General features: G+C 60.5%; 21 protein-coding genes and 1 pseudogene. 3 read left to right on the top strand and 19 right to left on the bottom strand.

Translation table 11 applies throughout. The features are described 5' to 3' along the window. From BN1125_RS08290 to aguA, 4 genes and pseudogenes are all read right to left on the bottom strand, one after another. Positions 1-222 (bottom strand): annotated as a pseudogene (locus BN1125_RS08290) (IS66 family transposase); the annotation flags it as partial. Between the two features lie 362 nt (positions 223-584). After that, positions 585-950, bottom strand: coding sequence for a DUF2541 family protein (locus BN1125_RS08295; RefSeq protein ID WP_244268483.1), 366 nt, complete (start codon positions 948-950; stop codon positions 585-587). A gap of 346 nt (positions 951-1,296) precedes the next feature. Continuing rightward, complete coding sequence (locus tag BN1125_RS08300) at positions 1,297-3,000, bottom strand: amidase (protein WP_042011773.1); 1,704 nt, start codon at positions 2,998-3,000, stop codon at positions 1,297-1,299. A gap of 270 nt (positions 3,001-3,270) precedes the next feature. Continuing rightward, complete coding sequence (gene aguA, locus BN1125_RS08305) at positions 3,271-4,383, bottom strand: agmatine deiminase (RefSeq protein ID WP_042011727.1); 1,113 nt, start codon at positions 4,381-4,383, stop codon at positions 3,271-3,273. 157 nt (positions 4,384-4,540) lie between these two features. Between aguA and BN1125_RS08310 the strand changes: the two genes are divergently transcribed. After that, positions 4,541-5,494 carry a LysR family transcriptional regulator gene (locus BN1125_RS08310; protein WP_042011730.1) on the top strand — a complete coding sequence of 318 codons (954 nt, stop codon included), beginning with the start codon at positions 4,541-4,543 and terminating at the stop codon, positions 5,492-5,494. Positions 5,495-5,552: 58 nt separating this feature from the next. Here the strand turns inward: BN1125_RS08310 and BN1125_RS08315 are convergent, their stop codons facing one another. After that, positions 5,553-6,119: a TetR/AcrR family transcriptional regulator gene (locus BN1125_RS08315; RefSeq protein WP_042011734.1), complete on the bottom strand. Its 567-nt coding sequence runs from the start codon at positions 6,117-6,119 to the stop codon at positions 5,553-5,555. A 199-nt stretch (positions 6,120-6,318) separates the two neighbouring features. Here BN1125_RS08315 and BN1125_RS08320 point away from each other — a divergent pair, with 199 nt between their 5' ends. Further along, on the top strand, positions 6,319-7,356 hold the full coding sequence (locus tag BN1125_RS08320) for an alkene reductase (protein WP_042011735.1): 1,038 nt from the start codon (positions 6,319-6,321) through the stop codon (positions 7,354-7,356). A gap of 110 nt (positions 7,357-7,466) precedes the next feature. Here the strand turns inward: BN1125_RS08320 and rpoS are convergent, their stop codons facing one another. The 10 genes from rpoS to putP form a co-directional block, all read right to left on the bottom strand. Then, a complete protein-coding gene (gene rpoS / locus BN1125_RS08325) occupies positions 7,467-8,450 on the bottom strand; it encodes an RNA polymerase sigma factor RpoS (RefSeq protein ID WP_042011738.1) in 984 nt (327 codons plus the stop codon). Positions 8,451-8,495: 45 nt separating this feature from the next. Next, positions 8,496-9,563, bottom strand: coding sequence for a LysM peptidoglycan-binding domain-containing protein (locus tag BN1125_RS08330; RefSeq protein ID WP_042011741.1), 1,068 nt, complete (start codon positions 9,561-9,563; stop codon positions 8,496-8,498). 9 nt (positions 9,564-9,572) lie between these two features. Then, a complete protein-coding gene (locus BN1125_RS08335; protein WP_042011743.1) occupies positions 9,573-10,154 on the bottom strand; it encodes a YqaA family protein in 582 nt (193 codons plus the stop codon). Then, positions 10,151-10,768: a protein-L-isoaspartate(D-aspartate) O-methyltransferase gene (locus tag BN1125_RS08340; RefSeq protein ID WP_042011745.1), complete on the bottom strand. Its 618-nt coding sequence runs from the start codon at positions 10,766-10,768 to the stop codon at positions 10,151-10,153. Before BN1125_RS08340 ends, BN1125_RS08335 begins: the two co-directional genes overlap by 4 nt. 7 nt (positions 10,769-10,775) lie before the next feature. After that, the gene (surE, locus tag BN1125_RS08345; protein WP_042011746.1) at positions 10,776-11,537 is read right to left on the bottom strand and encodes a 5'/3'-nucleotidase SurE; all 762 of its coding nucleotides are present in this window, start codon (positions 11,535-11,537) and stop codon (positions 10,776-10,778) included. Next, positions 11,518-12,576 (bottom strand): tRNA pseudouridine(13) synthase TruD, encoded by a 1,059-nt coding sequence (gene truD / locus BN1125_RS08350; RefSeq protein WP_042011747.1) that lies wholly within the window; start codon positions 12,574-12,576, stop codon positions 11,518-11,520. The genes surE and truD overlap by 20 nt, the downstream gene beginning before the upstream one ends. Continuing rightward, positions 12,576-13,052 carry a 2-C-methyl-D-erythritol 2,4-cyclodiphosphate synthase gene (gene ispF / locus BN1125_RS08355; RefSeq protein WP_042011774.1) on the bottom strand — a complete coding sequence of 159 codons (477 nt, stop codon included), beginning with the start codon at positions 13,050-13,052 and terminating at the stop codon, positions 12,576-12,578. The genes truD and ispF overlap by 1 nt, the downstream gene beginning before the upstream one ends. A gap of 156 nt (positions 13,053-13,208) precedes the next feature. Next, positions 13,209-13,901, bottom strand: a complete 693-nt coding sequence (gene ispD / locus BN1125_RS08360) for a 2-C-methyl-D-erythritol 4-phosphate cytidylyltransferase (protein WP_042011775.1) — start codon at positions 13,899-13,901, stop codon at positions 13,209-13,211. Beyond that, the gene (gene ftsB, locus BN1125_RS08365; protein WP_005335520.1) at positions 13,894-14,211 is read right to left on the bottom strand and encodes a cell division protein FtsB; all 318 of its coding nucleotides are present in this window, start codon (positions 14,209-14,211) and stop codon (positions 13,894-13,896) included. The genes ispD and ftsB overlap by 8 nt, the downstream gene beginning before the upstream one ends. A 208-nt stretch (positions 14,212-14,419) precedes the next feature. Next, positions 14,420-15,937, bottom strand: a complete 1,518-nt coding sequence (gene putP, locus BN1125_RS08370; RefSeq protein ID WP_042011748.1) for a sodium/proline symporter PutP — start codon at positions 15,935-15,937, stop codon at positions 14,420-14,422. Positions 15,938-16,261: 324 nt separating this feature from the next. On the opposite strand from putP, the gene BN1125_RS08375 reads away from it, so the two are divergent. Then, positions 16,262-16,600 (top strand): DUF535 family protein, encoded by a 339-nt coding sequence (locus BN1125_RS08375; RefSeq protein ID WP_244268484.1) that lies wholly within the window; start codon positions 16,262-16,264, stop codon positions 16,598-16,600. Positions 16,601-16,669: 69 nt separating this feature from the next. On the opposite strand, the gene BN1125_RS08380 is transcribed toward BN1125_RS08375, so the two are convergent. From BN1125_RS08380 to BN1125_RS08395, 4 genes are all read right to left on the bottom strand, one after another. Further along, on the bottom strand, positions 16,670-17,596 hold the full coding sequence (locus tag BN1125_RS08380) for a L,D-transpeptidase family protein (protein ID WP_042011750.1): 927 nt from the start codon (positions 17,594-17,596) through the stop codon (positions 16,670-16,672). A gap of 188 nt (positions 17,597-17,784) precedes the next feature. After that, positions 17,785-19,026 carry a mechanosensitive ion channel family protein gene (locus tag BN1125_RS08385; RefSeq protein WP_042011751.1) on the bottom strand — a complete coding sequence of 414 codons (1,242 nt, stop codon included), beginning with the start codon at positions 19,024-19,026 and terminating at the stop codon, positions 17,785-17,787. A 143-nt stretch (positions 19,027-19,169) separates the two neighbouring features. Then, entirely contained in the window at positions 19,170-20,369 is a 1,200-nt protein-coding gene (locus tag BN1125_RS08390) for an acetate kinase (protein WP_042011752.1), read from the bottom strand. Between the two features lie 226 nt (positions 20,370-20,595). Beyond that, entirely contained in the window at positions 20,596-21,066 is a 471-nt protein-coding gene (locus BN1125_RS08395; RefSeq protein WP_042011754.1) for a NanQ anomerase/TabA/YiaL family protein, read from the bottom strand. Between the last annotated feature and the right edge of the window lie 219 nt (positions 21,067-21,285).

Here is a 21,285-nt window from a genome sequence, read left to right on the forward strand (position 1 = left end):
CGAGTAGCAGGTCGCGCTCGCCTTCGCTCCTTGCGCGCTATCGGCGAACAACCACGCCTTGCGACCCACCGCAAACGGGCGGATCGCGTTTTCCGCCAGCACGTTGCTGATGTGCAGTTCGCCTCGTTCGCAGTAACCCACCAGACAACGCCATTGCGCCAGCGTATACTCCATCGCTTTTCTCGTCAGCGAGCCTTTCATCACCTTGCCGACGTTATCCTCCTGATCTAGGGGCGCTTACACATCTGCGCCACCAACAAAAAACGCCCGCTCGGGCGTTTTTTGTTATCCGATTCGTGCAAGCGCACCTTGATGAGTCATACCCTGGCGGGGCCTGCTTCCGCCCCCGGTCTTCCATTTAGCGTGATCTGTTTAGGCGACAACTATCCTGACACCGGGGACAGGAGGAAAAGCGGCAGATAACCGAGGAGATAAAAGAAGCCTCAAAAAAATAATATGAGATCTCCATTGAAAAAAATCCGAAACCAATAACGGGTTCCGGATTGTCCTATAGCAGAAGGATCGGTCAATGGGTCCTTAACTTATCAGCATTGCTGATGATAACGGCCCATTGCCACCGCAACTCAGCGACGACCAAACACCTTCACTTTTGCCAAGAGGCCATCGGCATAGCCATAGACTTGAATCTTCTTGACGCAAAGGCGACCGCCGATAGATTTCCACTCGGTTTCTTGATCTTCTTTGAGTTTACGGTTGAAGCTCACTGTTTTGGTCTTCTCTCCGCTGTAGGTGATCACCAACTTGTCCAGAGTGAGGTCGCGCTCGGCCTTCACTTTAATCGACTGGGTCGGCAGGCAGATAACCTTGGTAATACTTGAACCTTTTTCTCCCAAGCCCAACACGATGGTGCGGCCTAGCGTAAACTGGTCGTCAGCCAGTGCCAACGGAGCGGCCAGCAGTGCAGCCAACATGAAAACATATTTGAACAAGATAAAACCTCCAAAAATGGGGGGCGTATTTTACGCCAATAAACCAGAACGATGCTATACCCGCTCAGGCTGGATTCAACAATTAGGCACAAGGCATACTGACCATCAAGGGATCTGCAGGCGCCTTGTTTCGTTCCCCCCGTAAGTACCAGACAACCCTGTTGACCGCCCACTGACGGCGTCGCTCTCCTGCGGGCTTGTTGGTGTGCGGGCCTTGCTTATCCCTTGCGGCTCACGATACTCCACACCCGACCTGTCTCTCCCGCGCCATGTCTGGCACGCCGTGCATGGCATGTCCGGGGCCTTCTGTGCGCGGATTGGTTACCACTAGCTGCCCTAACGAATATCACCCCAGCGGCGGAGTGCGCGGCGGCACCATACGCTTGCTGCCAGTGGACTCGAAGGCCGAGGCAAAGCGCAGCAGGTTGTTGTCGTCATAGGCGCGACCGGCGAAGGTCAGGCCCACCGGCATACCGATATCGGCCATCACCCCCATGGGGACGGTGACGGTCGGCACGCCGAGATGGCGAATGGCGAGGTTGCCGTTGGCAACCCAGATGCCGTTGCTCCAGGCGATATCGGCGGAGGCCGGATTCACATCCGCGTCAGCCGGGGCGACGTCCGCGACGGTGGGGAACAGTACGGCGTCGAGCTTGAGCCCGTCCATCCAATCTTCCAGATCCAGCTTGCGGGTCTTTTCCTGCCCACGCAGGCCGTCCGGCACTGTGGCGATCTCGTCCCACGATTTCAGGCCACGCTTGGCCATCTTGACGTACTCGTCCATGCCCGCCGCCAGATCGCCCTCGCGGTTCGGCAGGGTGCCCGGGTCGTGGGGGAAGATCTTCGGCCCATCGACATCGGCCAGCTTGTTCAGCTTGGGATCGCCGTTGGCGCGCAGGAAGTCGTCGAACGCCCAGCCGGAGAGCTCCCACAGCTCGTCGTTGAGAAACTCCGGGCTCACGATGCCGCGATTGAACACGGTCGGCGCGCCGGGTCGGTCCCCTTCGCAGTTGGAAACCAGCGGGAAGTCCACTTCGATAACTTCAGCGCCAGCGGCTTCCAACGCCTTGCGCGCATCTTCCCAGAGGGCAATAACGGCCTCGCGGGTATGGATGCGCTGACCGGTCGGGCCGCCGATACCGGGGTTGTCGCTGGTGCCGACCAGTTCATCCTTGTTGATAAACATGCGCGGCACGCCGAGGCGCTTGCCCTTGAGGGCATCGGGCTTGGCAGCCAGCTCAAGATAAGAAGCCGGACGCACGTCGGAGGCCTTGGGGATCTTGACCCAGGGCTGCATCCGCCACAGATCGCCACGGGTGTCGCTATCATCCGCCACCACTACATCCAGTACTTCCAGCAGATCGGCCATGGTGCGGGCGTAGGGCACCACCACGTCCATGGTCGGGGTCAGCGGCCAGTTGCCACGCACCGAGATGACGCCACGGGAAGGGGTGTAGGCACACAGGCCGTTGTTGGAAGCCGGGCCTCGGCCACTCGACCAGGTCTCTTCCGCCAGACCAAAGGCAGAGAAGCTGGCGGCGGTGGCAGTACCGGCACCGTTGGAGGAGCCGGAGGCAAAGGGCGCGGTCAGGTAGTCGGCGTTGTAGGGGCTCTCGGCACGGCCATAGACGCCGCGCTGCATGCCGCCATTGGCCATCGGCGGCATATTGGTTTTGCCAAGGCAGATGGCTCCGGCGGCGCGCAGCCGCTCAACGGTAAAGGCATCGCGCTGGGCCACCAGATCCTTGAAAGCCGGGCTGCCGGAGGCGGCGGTCAGCCCCTTGACCAGATAGCTATCTTTGGCGGTGTAGGGGATGCCGTCGAGCGGCCCCAGGGTTTCGCCACGGGCGCGGCGGGCATCAGAAGCTTGCGCCTCTTTCAGCGCATCGGGATTGGCGACCACCAAGGCATTGAGGCGGGTTTGTGTCTCGGGGCCGTTGTAGGCCTCGATCCGGGCCAGATAGGCCTTGACCAGTTCGACCGCTGTGGTGCGGCCTGATTCGAGCGCGGCACGCAGCTCGGCAATGGAAACCTCGGTGACATCTACCATTTTGGCGATCATTAGGGATCTCCTGTAATAAGGGTGACTATTTGTCATGATGATCGCCGCATCAGCGACGGCGCTCATCACACCATCAAGAGATAAAACCCCACGGAGTGGGGTTTGGAATACTCACCGGAACCGGTTTACGACCCGTCGCGAGAGGCCGTCAGCAAGGTGAAGAGCAGCACAGGAACCGGAGCGTATAAACATACGTGAGGCTTCCGAGCAGCACATGAGCCTTGATCACTGTCTCGCAGCAGGATCGTCATCCGGTTCTTACTGGCCGGAAGGGATCTGCTGAGTAATGCAGTGGATATTGCCACCGCCCAGCAGGATCTCGCGGGCCGGCACGCCGATCACGGTGTGCTCCGGGAAGATCTCTTCCAGAATGCGCTGGGCTTCGCCATCGGTGGCGGCATCCAGCAGCGGGTAGACAATGCGATCGTTGGTGATGAGGAAGTTCACGTAGGAACCGGCCAGACGGCCTTCTGCCTCGCGCGGCACACCGCTGCCGCTCTCAACACCGGCAGACTCATCTTCAGTGCAGAACAGCGGGCCCGGCTGGGGCAGCTTCCACACTTTCAGCTTGCGACCCTTGGCATCGACCGCCGCTTCCAGCACCTTGAGGGCGGCCACGGAGCGGGCGTACTGGGGATCGTTCTGATCGTCAGTCCAGTGCAGCGCCACTTCACCCGGACGCACGAAGCAGCACATGTTGTCGATGTGGCCGTCGGTTTCATCCATGTAGACGCCTTCATCCAGCCAGATAAAGCTGGTGACGCCCAGATAGTCGCGCAGGTGAGCTTCGATCTGCTCTTTGGTCAGGTGCGGGTTGCGGTTTTCGTTGAGCAGGCACTCGGCGCTGGTCAGGCAGGTGCCTTCGCCATCGACGTGGATGGAGCCCCCTTCCAGAATGAGCGGCGCGTCGTAGCGAGCCATACCGTGCTGGGCCAGCATCTGGGCTGCGACCTCTTCATCCTGATCCCACGGGTAGTAGAGACCGCCCTTGTGGCCGCCCCAGGCGTTGAAGCCCCAATCCACGCCACGGCACTCGCCGGCAGCGTTGGTGACTATGGTCGGGCCGGTATCGCGGGCCCAGCAGTCATCGCTGTTCATTTCAACCAGAGTGACGTGGGCGGGCATGATGGCGCGGGCCTGCTCCATAAACTGGGCCGGCACCCCCATAAAGACCGGGGTGGCGCCGCCGATGGCATCGGCTACCTTGGCAAAGGTGGGCTGGGCGAAGCGACCGGCTTCACGCCAGTTGTCAGGGCGATACGGCCAGATCATCCAGACGGCCTGCTGGTGCGCCCACTCGGCGGGCATGGTGAAGCCGTCAGCGGCCGGTGTTGACTCAATAAGAGCGGAATGAATGGTCTTGATGCTCATCGCAAGGCTCCTTGCATGGATTGAGGCCCCCGTTTACGCCCGATGCGGCGCGGGAATCCTGAAAAAATAACAGTGGGTCGCAGAGTAAGACGTTGCGCCCCTATCCATCAAATGAATAGGATGGATTGTCCCATAAACACGGCGAATAATCCCCCCCATGAAACTGCATCAACTCGACCTCAATCTGCTGCTCGCCTTTGACGCCCTGATGACGCAGGGCAGCGTCACCCGCGCCGCCGAGGCGCTCTTTATCAGCCAGCCCGCCATGAGCCACGCGCTGGGTAGGCTGCGTACCTTCTTTGATGATCCGCTGCTGGTGCGCACCCCGCAGGGGATGCTGCCGACCCCGCGCGCCCAGCGGCTGCATCTCGGGGTACAGCAGGCGCTGCGGCTGCTGGAGCAGCAGCTCTTGGAGGAGGAGGAGTTCGAGCCAAGCCAGTCGAAGCGGCGCTTCGTGCTCTGCACCACAGATTACGTGGAGTGCGTGCTGATCCCGCCGCTGATCCAGCGGCTCAGACGGCTGGCGCCGGGGGTCACCATCGAGATCCGCATCCTGCGCGACACCCTGCCCGAAGCCGAGCTGGCAAGCGGCGAGATCGATCTGGTGCTGGGCTTTGACGAGTACATGCAGGTGCCGGGGTATCTAGGCAAGGAGACCTGGCTCACCGAGCCGCTGGCCGGGCTGGTGCGCGCCGATCTGCCGATTGCCAAATCGGCCCCCGCCGGGGCCGAGGATGATCCCTCCCAATGGCAGGAGCGCATCACCCTGCCGCAGCTCATCGCCATGCCCCATGTGTTCCACTCGCCGCTAGGCACCTCGGAGGCGAGCCTCGACCGCTATCTGAAGAGTCAGGGCTTTAGCCGCACCATCTCGGTCAACAGTCAGAGTTACATGTCCGCCGCCGCCATCGTCAGCCAGAGCGATCACCTCTTGGTGCTGCCCAGCATGGTGGCCGAGCTGCTCGCCAGCCACTGGCCGCTGAAAAGCCTGCCGCTGCCCGAGGACGTGCCCGACTACCACCTCAACTGCGTCTGGCATCCCGTTCACGCGCAACAACCCGCACTGGTGTGGCTCAAGGATTTGATGAAAGAGCTGGTGGGGCCGAGGTAAGTCTCCCAAAAACAACAGTGGCTCCCTCGGGAGCCACTGTTGTTTCTGCTGTATCGCGTTACGCCCGCAGGGCCCGCATCAGCTGGGCGACTACGTCGTCGAGCAGGGGGCGATCGGGGCGGCACTGGGCGAAGGTGACCAGCCCTTGCAGGCTGATCAGCAGCAGGGCGGTGAGGGTGTGGATATTGCTATCCGGGGCCAGCTCGCCCTTGGCCTGCGCCTGCGTCAGCAACTCGGCCAGATCCTGCTCCAGCTCGCCATAGATCCCCTTGACCCGCTGGATCAGCTCCTCATCCTGCTCGCTCAGCTCCATCATGGTGCGAGTCACCAGACAGGAGCCGCAGAGCGCCTCTCCCACAATCCGGTCGAGATAAGCCGCAAGGCCCGCCAGCGGGCTCGGGTTGTCGAGCAAGGAGCGGCGCAGGGTGCGTTTACCCTCGACATAGTGATCCACCGCCGCCAGCAGCAGGCCACGCTTGTTGCCGAAGGCGCCGTAGATGCTGCCCGGATGCAGGCCAGTGGCGGCCACCAGCTCCTGCATGGTGGTCTTGGCGTATCCCTTGGCGCGAAACGCCTCCATGGCATTTCGCAGTACCTCGTCCCGATCAAACTCGGCTATGCGCATGGTTCCTCCCGTGGGAAATGGTTCACCGGCAAGGTGCAACAGGGCCCACCGGTAAAGAGTGGCTGGAAAGGGCGGCAAGTTTAACCCAGCCACCCGCTCGGGCCAACCTTCTTGAACGAGCATTCAAAAAAAGCTTGCGCCCGACGCAAAAAACGTCTTGAATGCACGTTCAAGAATAACCCGTTCAGGACAACCTATCATGAATACCCTGTTTCAGCCGTATCGCCTTAATGACACTCTGACCCTGGCCAACCGTTTCATGATGGCCCCGCTCACCCGCTGCATGGCAGGCCCCGGTCTGGTGCCGACCGAGCAGATGGCTGCCTATTATGGCCGCCGCGCCGACATCGGCCTGATTGTTTCCGAGGCCGTCATCATCCGCCCCGACGCGCAGGGCTACCCCAATACCCCGGGCCTCTTCACCCAGGCGCAGATCGATGGCTGGCAGAAAGTGACCAGCGCCGTGCACACCAAGGGCGGCAAGATCTTCGCCCAGCTGTGGCACGTCGGCCGCCTCTCCCACCCCTTCTTCCATCAGGCTGAAGTGTTGGCCCCCTCTGCCGTGGCGCACGAGGGCACTGTGCCCCGCATGCGCGAGCTGACCTATCAGGTGCCGCGCGCCCTGACCGAGGCGGAAATCGCCCAGCTGGTGCTGGATTACGCCCAAGCCGCTGCCAACGCCATCGAAGCGGGCTTTGACGGGGTGGAGATCCACGGTGCCAACGGCTACCTGATCGACCAGTTCCTGCACCACTCCACCAACCTGCGCACAGACAACTACGGTGGCAGCCCGGAAAAGATGAGCCGCTTTGCGCTGGAAGTAGTCGATGCCATCAGCGCCCGTATCGGCGGTGATCGGGTTGGTATTCGCCTCTCCCCGGGTGCCTATGTCCATCTGACGGGTAGCCCGGAAGATCGCGCCGTGTTCGACTACCTGCTGGGCAAGCTCAACGATCGCCCGCTGGCTTATATCCACCTCGGCATCTTCGATGACAACCTCACCTTCGATTATCTGGGTGGCCATGCCTCCGACTATCTGCGCGCCCACTACAAGGGCAATCTGGTAGGTGTTGGCAACTACGACGCCGAGCGCGCCGCTGCGGCCATCGAGGTCAACCGATTCGATCTGGTGGCCATCGGCCGCCCGCTTATCGCCAACCCGGACTATCTCGCCAAGGTGAAAAATGGCGAAGCGCTGGTGCCCTACGCCGAAACCATGCTGGCTGAGCTGGTATAACCGCACCGCTATCGCCAGACCATAAAAAACGAGGGGAGCTGTTGCTCCCCTCGTGCTATCTGGCTGATGCCGTGACTCCGCTGTTACGGACCCTTAATTGATACGGATGCTCAATTGGTGCGAAACAGTGCCTCGATGGAGAGTCCCTGACTCAGCAGGATCTCCCTCAGGCGGCGCAGCCCCTCCACCTGGATCTGGCGTACCCGTTCGCGGGTCAGGCCTATCTCGGCCCCCACATCCTCGAGAGTGGCCGGCTCATAGCCCAGCAGGCCAAAACGACGGGCCAGTACTTCCCGCTGCTTGGGATTCAGCTCCTCAAGCCAGTGCACTATGCTGGCGCGCATGTCATCTTCCTGAGACTCCAGCTCCGGCCCCATGCCGCGCTCGTCGGAGAGCACATCCAGCAGCACCTTGTCGCGATCGCCGCCGATGGGGGTGTCAACCGAGGTGATCTTCTCGTTGAGCTTGAGCATGCGGTTCACGTCATCCACCGAACGATCGAGCGCGAAGGCGATATCCTCGGCGGTCGGTTCATGATCGAGGCGATGGGAGAGTTCACGCGCGGTGCGCAGATAAACGTTTAACTCCTTGACCACATGAATGGGCAGCCGGATGGTACGGGTCTGGTTCATGATGGCCCGCTCTATGGTCTGACGGATCCACCAGGTGGCATAGGTCGAGAAACGGAAACCACGTTCGGGGTCAAACTTCTCGACCGCGCGGATGAGACCGAGGTTGCCCTCTTCGATGAGATCCAGCAGCACCAGGCCGCGGTTGTTGTAGCGACGGGCAATTTTGACGACCAGACGCAGGTTGGACTCGATCATGCGCTTGCGGGCGGCTTTGTCACCCCGCAAGGCACGACGGGCATAATAGACTTCCTCTTCGGCGGTGAGGAGGGGGGAAAAGCCAATCTCCCCCAGATAGAGCTGGGTGGCGTCCATCACCTTGTTCAGTTCCGGCGCCAGCAACTCATCGGAGATAGTCTCCTCCGTCTCGGCGACTACCTCCTGCAACTCCTCTACCTCTTGAGACTCGGATTCGGCGTTAAACTCTAATTCTGCATCCTGCATTACCAGTTGTTCTTGGCTCATGGTGTGTCTCCCTGACGTTACCAGAGTAAGACGGTCTCTCTGGGGTTAACGCTTTGGCAAATAGCTCATCGGATTGATCGACTTGCCTCTGTACCGGATCTCGAAATGCAATCGCACATCCGGCGCGTCCGTGCTACCCATGTTGGCAATCACCGAGCCCCCCTTGATGCTGTCCCCTTCCTTCACACGCAACTCGTCGTTATGTGCGTAGGCGGAGAGGTAGTCATCATCATGCTTGAGGATGATCAGCTTGCCGTACCCCCTTAAAGCACTGCCAGCGTATACCACTTTACCGCCGCTGGCGGCATAGACGGGTTGCCCCTTCTGACCGGCTATGTCGATCCCCTTGTTACCCTGTTCTGCAACAGAGAAACCCTCGACGATCCGGCCCTTTGCAGGCCAGTGCCAAGCAAGTCTCGACTGGGAGTTATTTGTTTTTTGTTCTTTGACCTGAGCGTATTCCTTCGGTGCTGCCGGAGCAACGGATTTCTGAGCGATGAATGGCGTGGTCTGACCAGAACTACTCGATGCGACCAACGGGCGCGGTCCGCTGCTCGGGCGGCTGGTTGTAACCGGCGTGGGGGTTGTCGGACGATTTGCAGCCACCATCTGGGTTGTACTGCCACCGGACTGCACATTGAGCACCTGACCCGGTTGCAGCGCATAGGGGGCGCTCAGGTTATTGCTCTGGGCCAGCGCCTGCGCACTCATGCCAAACTGACGGCCGATGCTGCTCAGGGTATCGCCACGGCGTACCTCATAGGTGCCCGTGCTGCGGCTGCTGCCAACACTGGCGCTGGAGCCATCGAGTCGCAGCCGCTGCCCCGGATAGATGTTGTAAGGGGGGCTGATATTGTTGAGGCTGGCCAGCGAGGGCACATCGTTGCCGGAGTTGAAAGCGATGGAGTAGAGGGTATCCCCCCTCTTCACCACATAGCTGCCGCCCTGAATGGGGGCGCTTACCTGGATACCGCTCTGGCGAGCCGGAATGGTCGAGACAAACTGCCCGTCATCAACACCATCCACCGGAGCTGCAGTTTTACTGGAGGAGCAGGCAAGCAGCAACCACGATAGCACCACGACACTGCTTCCCTGCCAAATACGCGAACGCATAATGGATCCTTAACGACTAAACCAGAGATAGGCTACCACGGCCAGAGCAATACAGAGCCAACCGAGCACATCCACATAGTGCATCAGCTTGCGTTCCATCTTCTCGCCGCCCCAGCGCATCAGCCCCGCAACCAGGAAGAAGCGCATGCCACGACCGATGAGGGAGGTGATGATGAAGGGCAACAGAGCCATTTGCAACAACCCTGCCGTGACGGTAAACACCTTGTAGGGGATAGGGGTGAAGCTGGCAATGAAAATGACCCAGATCCCCCACTGTTCAAACCAGTGACGAGCGATCTCGATCTTGCCCTGATAACCGACGGACTCTATCAACGGCTGCACCACAGGATCCCACAGGGCATAGCCAAGGGCGTATCCAAACAGCGCCCCCAGCACTGAAAAGAGGGTGGCAAGACCCGCGTAGTGCCACGCCTTGTGCGGCTTGGCGAGCGCCATCGGCGCCAGCATCACATCTACCGGGATCGGCCAGAACACCGATTCGATAAAGGCAGTGATGGAGAGATACCAGGGGGCATATTTGTGGCGAGCCCACTGCATCACCAGGACATACAAACGGGAAAACAACTTCACTCAACATCTCCATTTATCAAGGGAACAAAACGTACCGGCTCCAGGATCCGGCTGGTCAACTGGGAACCAGCGCGTTCAATCAATTGCAGGGTCTGCTGACTGTCACCGACGGGTAACACCAGCCGTCCGCCATCGGCCAACTGATCGGTCAGCGCCGTCGGGATCTCGCTCGCCGCCGCCGTCACCAAAATGGCGTCATAAGGCCCCTTGTTGGGCCACCCTAGCCAGCCATTGCCGTGCTTGGCCGAGACATTGTGCAGATCGAGCTGGCGCAGTCGGCGTCGGGCCTGGAACTGCAGCGACTTGATCCGCTCCACGGTATACACATGCTCCACCAGATGGGCGAGGATCGCCGTCTGGTAGCCCGAGCCAGTGCCAATCTCCAGCACGTGGGCCGGGTTGTTTTGCATCAGCAGCTCGGTCATTCGCGCCACCATGTAGGGCTGCGAAATGGTCTGGCCGTGGCCAATCGGCAGGGCGGTGTTGTCCCACGCCTTGTGCGCCATGGCCTCGTCCACGAACAGCTGGCGCGGCACTTTCGCGATGGTCGCCAGCACGCGAAAATCGCGAATATCCTGCGCAATGAGCTGATTTAACAGGCGCTGTACTATCACACCACCCTCATCCCTGCAGATCTAACCAAGCCCCCAGACCGGCGAGACTGTCATAGGCAGTCATATCGATGGTCAGGGGGGTGATCGAGACATAGCCCTGCTCGATGGCAGCAAAATCGGTACCGTCACCGGCATCCTGCTGGCTGCCGGGGGGGCCGATCCAGTAGATGGGCTGGCCACGGGGATCCTCGCTGCGGATCACCGACTCCGCCCGGTGGCGATTGCCAAGGCGGGTGGTCTTTATCCCCTTGATCTGCTCGAGGGGCAAGTCCGGCACGTTGACGTTGAGGATCTGATCGGCAGGCAGGGGGTGTTTCATCAGCCCCTTCACCAGCAAGGCCGCATAGTGGGCCGCTGTGGCGAAGTGGGTCTTGCCCACCAGCGAGATGGCGATGGAGGGGTAGCCAAGATGGCGCCCCTCGGTGGCCGCGGCGACCGTCCCCGAGTAGATGACATCATCCCCCAGGTTGGCGCCGTGGTTGATACCCGCCACCACCATGTCCGGCTCCGGGCGCACCAGCTCGTTGACCGCCAGATGCACGCAGTCGGTCGGCGTCCCTTTCACCGCGTGGCACTCAAGCCCATCAAAACCGCGGTCACCGAGACGGGTCACCCGCAGCGGCACTTCCAGCGTCAGGGAGTGACTCGCCCCGCTGCGGTTGCGATCCGGCGCCACCACAATAACCTCGCCGCAGGCGCGCAGCGCCTCGCTGAGGGCACGAATCCCCTCGGCATGCACACCATCATCATTACTGACCAGAATTCGCATCGGTCTGATTCCTGAAACCATGATCGGCCTCTTCGGCCTGCATTAACTCGCGCACCACGCTTGTGGCAAACGCGCCCGCCGGCAGGAAGAAGGAGAGGGTCAGCGCCTCGCCGTCCAGCTGCCAGCTCATCTGCTCCGGCTTGAGCAGCAGCGGGCGGCGATCCTGATCCAGCCCCGCCCTCTCCAGCCCGTCACACCAATCGCTATAGGGAGCCAATACGCCCTGCTCGAACTCGGCAGCGGCGCCCTGACTGGCCAGACGGCCACGGCCCCACTGGGGCGCAGTGAGCTGCACGTCACCGGAGGCAAGACGCGCTGCCAGCTCGGGGGTCACGCTCTCTTCGCTGAAGATGGAGTGGCTGCCCTTGAGCATCACGCAATCACCGGCCAGTAGCTGATAGGCCAGCCCCTGCTCGATGCGGGCGCTGACGATGGTGTTGAACAGCATGCTGCGAGCAGCAGAGAGGTAGAGGGAACGTTTGTTGCGATCCTTGATCCGCTTGCCGGCAAACATCGCCTTGGCCGCTTCCAGATTGTTGCCATCGCGGCCAAAACGCTGCTCACCATAGTAATTGGGTACGCCCTGCCCGGCGATGGCCTGCAGGCGTGCTTCCAGCCCATCGGCCTGCTCCAGAGCGGTGAGGCGCAGGGTGAAGTGGTTGCCCTTCAGATAACCGACCCGCAATTTGCGGTTGTGACGCTTGGCTTGCAGGATCTGGATGCTGTCGCTCTCGATGACCGACAAGTCCGGCTCGGCCTTGCCCGGCAGGTGAATGCCAAACCACTGCTCGGTCACCGCGTGGCGATCCTTCAGGCCCGCCCAGGTCACCGCATTGCGGTTGACCCCGGCCGCATCGGCCAGCAGACCCGCCACCCAGGCGGTGTTCTCGCCGGTTTTGCGTACCCGGACGAAGATGTGTTCACCCTCGCCACAGGGCTCAAACCCGAGATCTTCATTGACCACGAAGTCGGCGGCCTCGGCCTTGAGGATACCGCGGGCAGTGGGTGCCCCGTGCAGATAGGCAAGTTGTTCCAGCATTATTGTTTCACCAACAGGACGACGGCTTCGGTGGCGATCCCTTCCTTGCGCCCCGTAAAACCCAGTTTTTCGGTGGTGGTCGCCTTGACGTTCACCCGGTTCAAATCACATTGCAGATCGGCGGCCAGCACGACGCACATGGCATCGATGTGGGGGGCCATTTTGGGGGCCTGAGCGATGATGGTCACATCCAGGTTGCCGATGGCATAACCCGCCTTCTGTATTCGGGCAAACACGTCCCGCAGCAGGATGCGACTGTCGATCCCCTTGAACTCGGCAGCGGTATCGGGAAAGTGGCGGCCGATGTCACCGGCACCGATGGCCCCCAGCAGGGCATCGCTCACCGCATGCAACACCACGTCGCCGTCAGAGTGGGCGATCAATCCCTGCTCATAGGGAACCGGCACACCACCCAACATGCAGGGGCCGACTCCGCCAAATTTATGGACATCAAAACCATGACCAATGCGCATCATCAGCGGCAACCTCCCACATCAATGTTATCTACATCCACACCATGTCCAATCCGGATCATGCTCACTCCTTGTTCGGGCCTGTATGTTCGGACCTGCTTGTTCTAGATACTCTATTCTGAACATGTTGCTCTGAACGGTTTGTTCTGACTGAGGGGCTTATGTCTGCTGGCTTAAAAACAGCCCCGCCAGCGACAAGTCTTCCGGCCGGGTCACTTTGATATTGTCGGCGCGCCCTTCCACCATCCGCACCGTGAATCCGGCCCGCTCCATGGCGGAGGCCTCATCGGTGATGGTGGCCCCTAGCGCCAGCCCCTCTTCCAGTGCCCGTTGCAGGGTTCGGGTCGGGAACATCTGCGGCGTCAGGGCATGCCAGAGCTGCTCGCGCTCGACGGTGGCGATGATATTGCCCTCGCCATCGGAGCGTTTCATGGTATCGCGCACCCGACTGCCGAGAATGGCACCGCCGCAGTCCATGGCCGCTGCAATCAGCGTATCGAGATCACCGTGAGTCAGACAGGGGCGAGCCGCATCGTGCACCAGCGACCACTCCCCTAGCGCTACATGGAGGCCATTGAGGACGGAAAAGGCGCGCTCGGCGCCCCCTTCCACCCGCACAATGCGGGGATCCGTCGCCACGGGCAGGGCCTCGAACCAGCAGTCATGGGGCGCCAGCGCCACGACCACCTGCGCGATGGCAGGGTGGGAGAGCAGCCGTGCCAGGGTATGTTCGAGAATGGTTTTGCCCGCCAGTTGCAGGTACTGCTTAGGGCAATCGGCCCCCATCCGGCTGCCAATACCGGCGGCAGGGACGATCGCCGTAAGGCCGGATACCCGGCAAGCATCAGTCATCATAGGGTTCATCGTCCGGCGCCGTCTCTTTGTCTTTCTCTTTGGGGATGATCCGGTAGAAGGTCTCCCCCTGCTTGATATAGCCCAGATCGTTGCGCGACAACTCCTCGATAGCCTCGAGGCCAGAGGTGAGATCATCTATCTCGCGGTAAATAAGGTCGTTACGATCCTTGAGCGTCTGATTGTCCCGCTGTTGCTGCGAGATGGCCTCCGACAGGTTCTGATAATCGGATAGTCCGTTCTTCCCCAGCCAGAGGTCATATTGCAGTCCCCCCAGCAGGAGGATCAGGATCAGGGTGAATAGCCGCATGCACTAGATCTCCTTCAGGCGGCCTAGTGTCCCATATTCGGTGCCAAGACAAAAGAAAGCGAGCACCCGGGAGCCATCGGCCGAACATAAAAAAGTGCCCAAGAGTGAATCAGATAGCACAAAGCCCCGCCAAACCGGTGCAAGGATGGCCAACCAGGGCACTCCTTGTCCGGGGGCGGGGCTCTCAATCAGAAAGCGGTAAGGGGGATCAGTTCACCGCGACCGGCTCTCCCGCGCTCTCGGCCGGAGTGTTGTACTCCTCCTCGGCATCGCGAAAACGCTCCAGCATCGCTTTTGAGGGCGCTTCGCCCAACAGGCTGCCCACCACGATAGCCAGCAGAGCGAACAGGAAGCCCGGGATGATCTCATACAGCCCCAGCCAGCCGAACTGCTTCCAGACGATGACGGTGATGGCACCGACCAACATGCCCGCCAGTGCGCCGTTGCGGGTCATCCGCGGCCAGAGCACGGAGAGCAGCACAACGGGTCCGAAGGCGGCACCAAAACCGGCCCAGGCGTAGCTCACCAGCCCCAGCACCCGGTTCTCCGGATTCATGGCGACGGCAATGGCAATCACCGCGATCAGCAACACCATCAGGCGCCCTACCCACACCAGCTCACGCTGGGAGGCGTTCTTGCGCAGGAAGGGTTTATAGAGATCCTCGGTGATGGCGCTGGAGCAGACCAGTAATTGACAACTTAGAGTACTCATCACCGCCGCCAGAATGGCAGAGAGCAGTACACCGGCTATCCAGGGGTTGAACAGGATCTTGGAGAGCTCGATAAAGACCCGCTCCGGGTTGCCGATCACCCCAGCCGCCACTTCCGGGAAGCGGGCAAAATAGGCCAGCCCGAAGAAGCCGATGGCCACCGCGCCAGCGAGGCAGAACACCATCCAGGTCATGCTGATACGACGGGCATTGACCATGGAGTGATGGGAATCTGCCGCCATGAAGCGGGCCAGAATATGGGGCTGACCGAAGTAACCGAGGCCCCAGGCCATCAGGGAAATGATGGCGATAACATCCAGATTCTTGAACATGTCGAGGTTGGTGGCACTCTTGGCCGCCACTTCGATCATGGCGCTGTCCACCCCGCCGACGGCGATGATGATGAACACCGGGGTCAGGATCAGGGCGAAGATCATCAGGGTCGCCTGCACCGTATCGGTCCAGCTCACCGCGAGGAAGCCGCCGAAGAAGGTGTAGCTAATGGTGGCGGCGGCGCCGACCCAGAGGGCGGTGTTGTAATCCATGCCGAAGGTGCTCTCGAACAATCGGGCACCGGCCACCACGCCGGAGGCGCAGTAGATGGTGAAGAAGAGCAGGATCACCAGCGCCGAGAGGATACGCAGCACCTTGCTGTGATCCTCAAAGCGATAGGTGAAATAGTCCGGCAGGGTCAGGGCGTTGCGGTTCTTCTCGGTATGTACCCGCAGACGGCCCGCCACCCAGCGCCAGTTGAGGTAGGCGCCGATGACCAAACCGATGGCGATCCAGCTCTCGGAGATGCCGCTGACGAAGACGGCGCCGGGCAGGCCCATCAGCAGCCAGCCGCTCATGTCGGAGGCGCCGGCGGAGAGGGCTGTGACCCAGCTCCCCATCCGGCGACCGCCAAGAATATAGTCATCAAAGTTGCGGGTGGCGCGATAGGCGATAAAGCCGATCAATACCATGCCGAGGATGTACACCAGGAAGGTGATTAACATGGGTGTGCTAGCTGTCATGCAAAACTCCGTTTTGTGTCATGTGTTACCCGCTCTGGTGGCGGGCTCATCCCTAAAAAACCGGCCTAGCTTAATCAGCCGTTCGCGCCAGCTCAACCACTTTTAACAAACGCAAAACACAACAAAAACCTTTACGCATCAAACCATCTGCCACATCAAGAGGATGACGCCAGATTTTCTGTCGTGGCCATGGCGGCCATGTCACCGCACCTGCGGCTATTGGCGTCATATTTTCACATTTTGTTACTATCCATTTTTTACAAGCCAGCGCCCCGCTCCTGCACTGCCCGCCCAGTCTCATCACACCAGCCAGAGGTCGGCACCATGTCATCTCATCTGTCACACCTGCGAACCCTCGCCCGCCGCCTGCATCCGACAAAGGAGTCGGGTCATCTCATCAGACGGGTCAAGTATGCGGTGGGGCGTCTCTGGCTCAATCCCGGCGCCCGCGCCCTCTATCGTCAGCAGCAGGAGCAACCCCTGCTGGCGCAGGCGATCAGCCGCTTCCCCGATATTCTGGAAAAGCCGATCCCCCCCTATCGCCACAAGGGGCTCCGCAAGAGCCTGCGAGCCGAACTTATCAGCGGCCACTACCAACAACTGGCCCGTCAGCTGCTCGATCAGCTCGGCGGCGAGCTGCGGGACAATCTGCTGCGACGCTGAGTCAGAGCAGCAGAAACAGAAAGGGCGAACAGCATGCTGTTCGCCCTTTGTTGTGGTCTATTGCCGGTCTCAGCCGTTGATGGCGAGCGGCATACCGCTGCGCTGCTCCAGCGCCTGCTTCACCAGCTGGGAGTCGCTGTCGGCGTGGGCAATGAAGCGGGTCACCGCCGGAGTCATCGGCAGCGGAGCCGGCAATTTGGAGTTGAACTCCTCTTCGCTGCGCGACAGCGGCTGGTGCACTTCCAGATAGCGGACGCCGTTGGGCTCGAGAGAGGCCTTGATCGGCTGGTTGACGAACTGGACGCGGGTACCGACCGGCACCTGCTTGAACAGGTAGGCGATATCATCGTTACGCAAACGCACGCAACCGTGGCTCACCCGCAGGCCGATACCGAAGTTGGCATTGGTGCCGTGGATGGCGTACATCTTGCCGATGTAGAGGGCAAACAGCCCCATGGGATTGTCCGGGCCGGCCGGCCATACCGCAGGCAGGCTCTCGCCACGGGCCGCATATTCGGCATGCATCTTGGCGGTCGGAGTCCAGGTCGGGCCCGCTTTCTTGCGCTGCACGCTGGTCACCCAGTTTTCCGGGGTGCCGGTGCCAAGCTGACCGATGCCGATGGGCAGCACTTCCACCACTTTTTGACCCTTGGGGTAGTAGTAGAGGCGCATCTCGGCCACGTTGATGACCACCCCCTCGCGGGGAGCATCCGGCAGGATCAGTTGCTGGGGGATCACCAGCTTCTCACCGGTCTGTACCAGCAGGGGATCCGCATCGGGGTTGGCTTCGGTCATGTTGGTAAGCCCCAGCTGGAATTTGGCCGCAATGGCCTCCAGCGGCTGGCCGTTCTCTTCGGCCGGGACCACGTATTCCAGATTTTCCCCTACCAGACGGCTGTTGGCCGCAGGCAGAGCATATTCAACAGCGAAAACCGGCGCAGCGGTCAGCAGCAGGCTGTAGCAGAGTGTTGCCACACTATTGCGAAGGATCTTCATAACTTTACCCATGATGATGACTTGAAGTGACGTCTCTGGGCTGACAGCTGATCAGCAGAAGATCAGGGGCGCGAAGAGAAGGCCGCCATTTTTCTCCTCTGCACGGTAAATTTCAACCGACAAGTGGCGACGGGTCGATGATTAATATGCGGTTTTCTCCGCGTCCTCGACCCGCCCGGTTTCCCTGTTTATCCCCGTTGCCAGGCACGCATGTCGTAACCTGTGGGAGATTGATGCAACCGCAGATGAAATTGCTCAATGATGGCGAAGATATGGTCGAAAATATCGGCCTGAATCCCTTCGTAATCGGCCCATGCGGTGGTCGCGGTAAAGCAGTAAATTTCCAGTGGCAAGCCATCGGAAGTGGGGGCCAGCTGGCGCACCATCAGGGTCATGTCCTGGCGAATGCCGGAGTGGGCCCGCAGATAGGCATCCAGATAGGCGCGCAAGGTGCCGATGTTGGTGAGGTGACGGCCGTTGATGGGGCAGCTCAAGGCATTGCTCAGCTGCTGGTTGTAGGCACTCAGCTCCTGCTCCTTGCGGCTGAGATAGGGTGCCAGCAGTTGCGCCTGCTTGAGCTGCAGCTGCTCATCGGCCGTCAGAAAGCGCACGCTGGTCATGTCGATATTGACGCTGCGCTTGATGCGGCGGCCGCCCGACTCAGTCATCCCCTGCCAGTTCTTGAAAGAATCCGAGATCAGGGCGTAGGTGGGAATGGTGGTGATGGTCTTGTCCCAGTTCGACACCTTGACGGTAGTGAGGCCGATGTCGGTCACCTCGCCATCGGCGCCGTACTTGTCCATCTGCAGCCAGTCACCGATGCTCAGCATCCGATTGGCGGAGAGCTGGATCCCCGCCACCAGCCCGAGGATAGGGTCCTTGAACACCAGCATCAGCACTGCGGTCATGGCCCCCAGACCGCTGAACAGGAAGAGCGGCGACTTGCCGAGCAGCAGGGCGATCATCAGGATGCCCACCAGAATGCTGCCTACCAGCTTGGCCCCCTGGAAGATGCCGCGCAGGGGCAGATCCCGTCCCAACCGGGTGTAGCGGCTCACCGACAATATGCAGTCGAGCAGAGCGAAGAAGGCCAGCAGCAGGAACAGCAAAATCCAGAGCTGGGCCACCATCTCGATAAACTTGAGGCTATCCGATGGACGGGGCAGCCAAATCTCCGCCTGGCCGAGCAGCACGGCCCCCTGCAGCACGAAGGCAAGCCGGTTGAAGAGGCGCTGTTGCAGTTGGGGCGGCAGCCACACCTGCTTGGCCTTGCCGAGGAGCCCCACCAGTCGCACCAGCAGCACCCGGTGCAGCACCATGTGCAGCAGCAACGAGGTAATAACGATAAATCCCAGTGCGATCACCAGCGCCATCAGGTTGGTCACCTCCACCCCGAGACCCGACAACCAATTAAAAAACACCTCTTTCATTCATCTCTCCCGAACAGGGCAGCCCACTGGCTGCAAAAACAGTGGCGGTCAGGGTACCGCCCCCCTCCCCCAAGTCAAATTGGCGAACGCCAGAAACGACAACGCCCGGCACTGGCCGGGCGTTGTTTCAAAGCAAGGTTGACTTAGCAGACCAGGCTCAGGGCATCGCGGGCGATGACCAGCTCTTCGTTGGTCGGGATCACCATGGCGCAACGGCTGTCGGCGGTGGTGATGCGGCCTTCGCCACCCAGTACCGCGGCGTTGTTGGCCTCTTTGTCTACCTTGAAGCCGAACAGGGCCAGACGGGCCAGCACCATCTCGCGCACCATGGCGGCGTTTTCACCGATGCCGCCGGTGAACACCAGGGCATCCAGACGACCATCCATCGCAGCGGCATAGGCGCCGACATACTTGGCTACCCGGTAGGTGAACACATCCAGCGCACGCTTGGCACCGGCGTCGGTGGCGTAGTTGGAGGTGACATAACGGCAGTCGCTGCTCGCCTCTGTCATCCCCAGCAGACCGGATTCGCGGGTCAGCACCTTGTTGATCTCGTCCACGCTGTAGCCGAGCTGATCGTGCATGAAGAAGACGACCGCCGGGTCGATATCACCGCTGCGGGTGCCCATCGCCAGCCCTTCCAGCGGGGTCAGCCCCATGGAGGTGTCAACGGATTCGCCGTTCTTGATGGCGCAGACAGAGGCCCCATTGCCCAGGTGACAATCGATGATATTGAGTTCACTCAACGGCTTGCCAAGCTTCTTTGCCACCTCTTCCACGATAAAGCGGTGGGAGGTGCCGTGCGCGCCGTAGCGACGGATGCCGTGTTCGCTATAGAGCTTGTACGGCAGCGCATAGAGGTAGGCCTCTTGCGGCAGGGTCTGGTGGAAGGCGGTGTCGAACACGGCCACGTTTTTCTCGGCCAGGGCCGGAAACACCTTTAGCGCAGCGCGGATGCCGATAAGGTGCGCCGGGTTGTGCAGCGGAGCGAATGGAATGGCCGCCTCGATACCGGCAATCACGCTGTCATCGATGCGTACGGAACAGGAGAACTGCTCACCGCCATGTACGATGCGATGGCCGATGGCCACCAGTTGCCCAGCAAGGGTGGGATCCTGCGGCAAGATGTGACCCACGATATGATCGAGAGCCTCTTGGTGAGCGGCTCCCGCTCCCAACATCGCTTCGCCCTTGACCCCATGGAGTTTCCATTTGATACGTGCATCATCCAGATTGAAGCATTCAGCCAGGCCAGACAGCATGTCCTCACCTGTTTCGGCGTCCATGACGGCAAATTTCAGGGAAGAGCTACCGCAGTTAAGGACCAATACCAACTTGCTCATTTTCTACATCTTCCTGTGCTTCGGCGTTATGCCGACAGTGTCGTGTCATCCAAAAGAGGATGGGATTCCCCTGTCGGGGGCTTATGGTCGCAGGAAAGTGCGCCCAATTTTTCAATTCGGGAGTGCTGACCAAGAAGGTTCTTAACACTCATCTCCCCGCGTGGCAACCTGGAGCTTGCTTCGTCCGGTACTCTCTTCACGAGGGGCTGACCACCAAGGATAGCGGTCAGCCGTTGATCAGCAGCTCTTTATGTACCTTGACCACCAGCTTCTTTACCTTGGCGGGCTGGTTGAAGGTACAGAGCGGGCGGTGCAGCTCGCCCGGCCAGAAGATGGCGAAATCGCCCGGTTGCAACGCCAGATAGCTGGTCTGCTCGTCATCGACAAACCAGAGGTCGGGATGAGGATGATCGGCGCCGTCGCTCACGTAGTCGTGAGGGCCCACACCGATCCACTCTTCACCGCGCAGCAGCAGCTGGATATCGAGATACTGCTGGTGAAACTCGCCACGGCGGTCTGCAGCTGGCTCGGTCAGATCCTCGCTCACCAGACAGAACAGGTTGAGGCCATCGATCTCGGTCTTGCCGAGCGGAGCGTCACCCCAGTGAGCCACGCTCTTCACCACCTCGACCATGATGCGGGCCAGCGGGGCGGGCAGCGGCGTCCGCTGCAGGGTGTTCAGGCTACCGGTGATCATGGCGTCTGTTTCCTGTTAGGTATATCTGGGCGACATCTTTGCCAGCCAATGAAAAAGGACCTGTGACAGGTCCTTCAATAATGCCGTCTGCAATCCGTGCAAACCGGTTTAGAGCTTTTGATCATGTTCAGCTATATGGGCACTGTTACACACTCGTCAGCACCTTGCCAAGAGACATAATCCCATTTTCATAGTGATCGTACCAGCTGAAACCATATT

The organism is Aeromonas fluvialis, assembly GCF_000819885.1.
Classification (GTDB): Bacteria; Pseudomonadota; Gammaproteobacteria; order Enterobacterales; family Aeromonadaceae; genus Aeromonas; species Aeromonas fluvialis.

Bases quoted from the DNA above. Each gene is read 5' to 3' on its own strand.
- BN1125_RS08320 (WP_042011735.1), top strand. From the start codon at position 6,319: ATGAATACCCTGTTTCAGCCGTATCGCCTTAATGACACTCTGACCCTG.
- truD (WP_042011747.1), bottom strand. From the start codon at position 12,576: ATGCTGGAACAACTTGCCTATCTGCACGGGGCACCCACTGCCCGCGGT.
- BN1125_RS08330 (WP_042011741.1), bottom strand. From the start codon at position 9,563: ATGCGTTCGCGTATTTGGCAGGGAAGCAGTGTCGTGGTGCTATCGTGG.
- ispF (WP_042011774.1), bottom strand. From the start codon at position 13,052: ATGATGCGCATTGGTCATGGTTTTGATGTCCATAAATTTGGCGGAGTC.
- BN1125_RS08385 (WP_042011751.1), bottom strand. From the start codon at position 19,026: ATGAAAGAGGTGTTTTTTAATTGGTTGTCGGGTCTCGGGGTGGAGGTG.
- BN1125_RS08310 (WP_042011730.1), top strand. From the start codon at position 4,541: ATGAAACTGCATCAACTCGACCTCAATCTGCTGCTCGCCTTTGACGCC.
- BN1125_RS08390 (WP_042011752.1), bottom strand. From the start codon at position 20,369: ATGAGCAAGTTGGTATTGGTCCTTAACTGCGGTAGCTCTTCCCTGAAA.
- BN1125_RS08300 (WP_042011773.1), bottom strand. From the start codon at position 3,000: ATGGTAGATGTCACCGAGGTTTCCATTGCCGAGCTGCGTGCCGCGCTC.
- BN1125_RS08315 (WP_042011734.1), bottom strand. From the start codon at position 6,119: ATGCGCATAGCCGAGTTTGATCGGGACGAGGTACTGCGAAATGCCATG.
- ispD (WP_042011775.1), bottom strand. From the start codon at position 13,901: ATGACTGATGCTTGCCGGGTATCCGGCCTTACGGCGATCGTCCCTGCC.
- BN1125_RS08375 (WP_244268484.1), top strand. From the start codon at position 16,262: ATGTCATCTCATCTGTCACACCTGCGAACCCTCGCCCGCCGCCTGCAT.
- rpoS (WP_042011738.1), bottom strand. From the start codon at position 8,450: ATGAGCCAAGAACAACTGGTAATGCAGGATGCAGAATTAGAGTTTAAC.
- aguA (WP_042011727.1), bottom strand. From the start codon at position 4,383: ATGAGCATCAAGACCATTCATTCCGCTCTTATTGAGTCAACACCGGCC.
- putP (WP_042011748.1), bottom strand. From the start codon at position 15,937: ATGACAGCTAGCACACCCATGTTAATCACCTTCCTGGTGTACATCCTC.
- surE (WP_042011746.1), bottom strand. From the start codon at position 11,537: ATGCGAATTCTGGTCAGTAATGATGATGGTGTGCATGCCGAGGGGATT.
- BN1125_RS08395 (WP_042011754.1), bottom strand. From the start codon at position 21,066: ATGATCACCGGTAGCCTGAACACCCTGCAGCGGACGCCGCTGCCCGCC.
- BN1125_RS08380 (WP_042011750.1), bottom strand. From the start codon at position 17,596: ATGAAGATCCTTCGCAATAGTGTGGCAACACTCTGCTACAGCCTGCTG.
- ftsB (WP_005335520.1), bottom strand. From the start codon at position 14,211: ATGCGGCTATTCACCCTGATCCTGATCCTCCTGCTGGGGGGACTGCAA.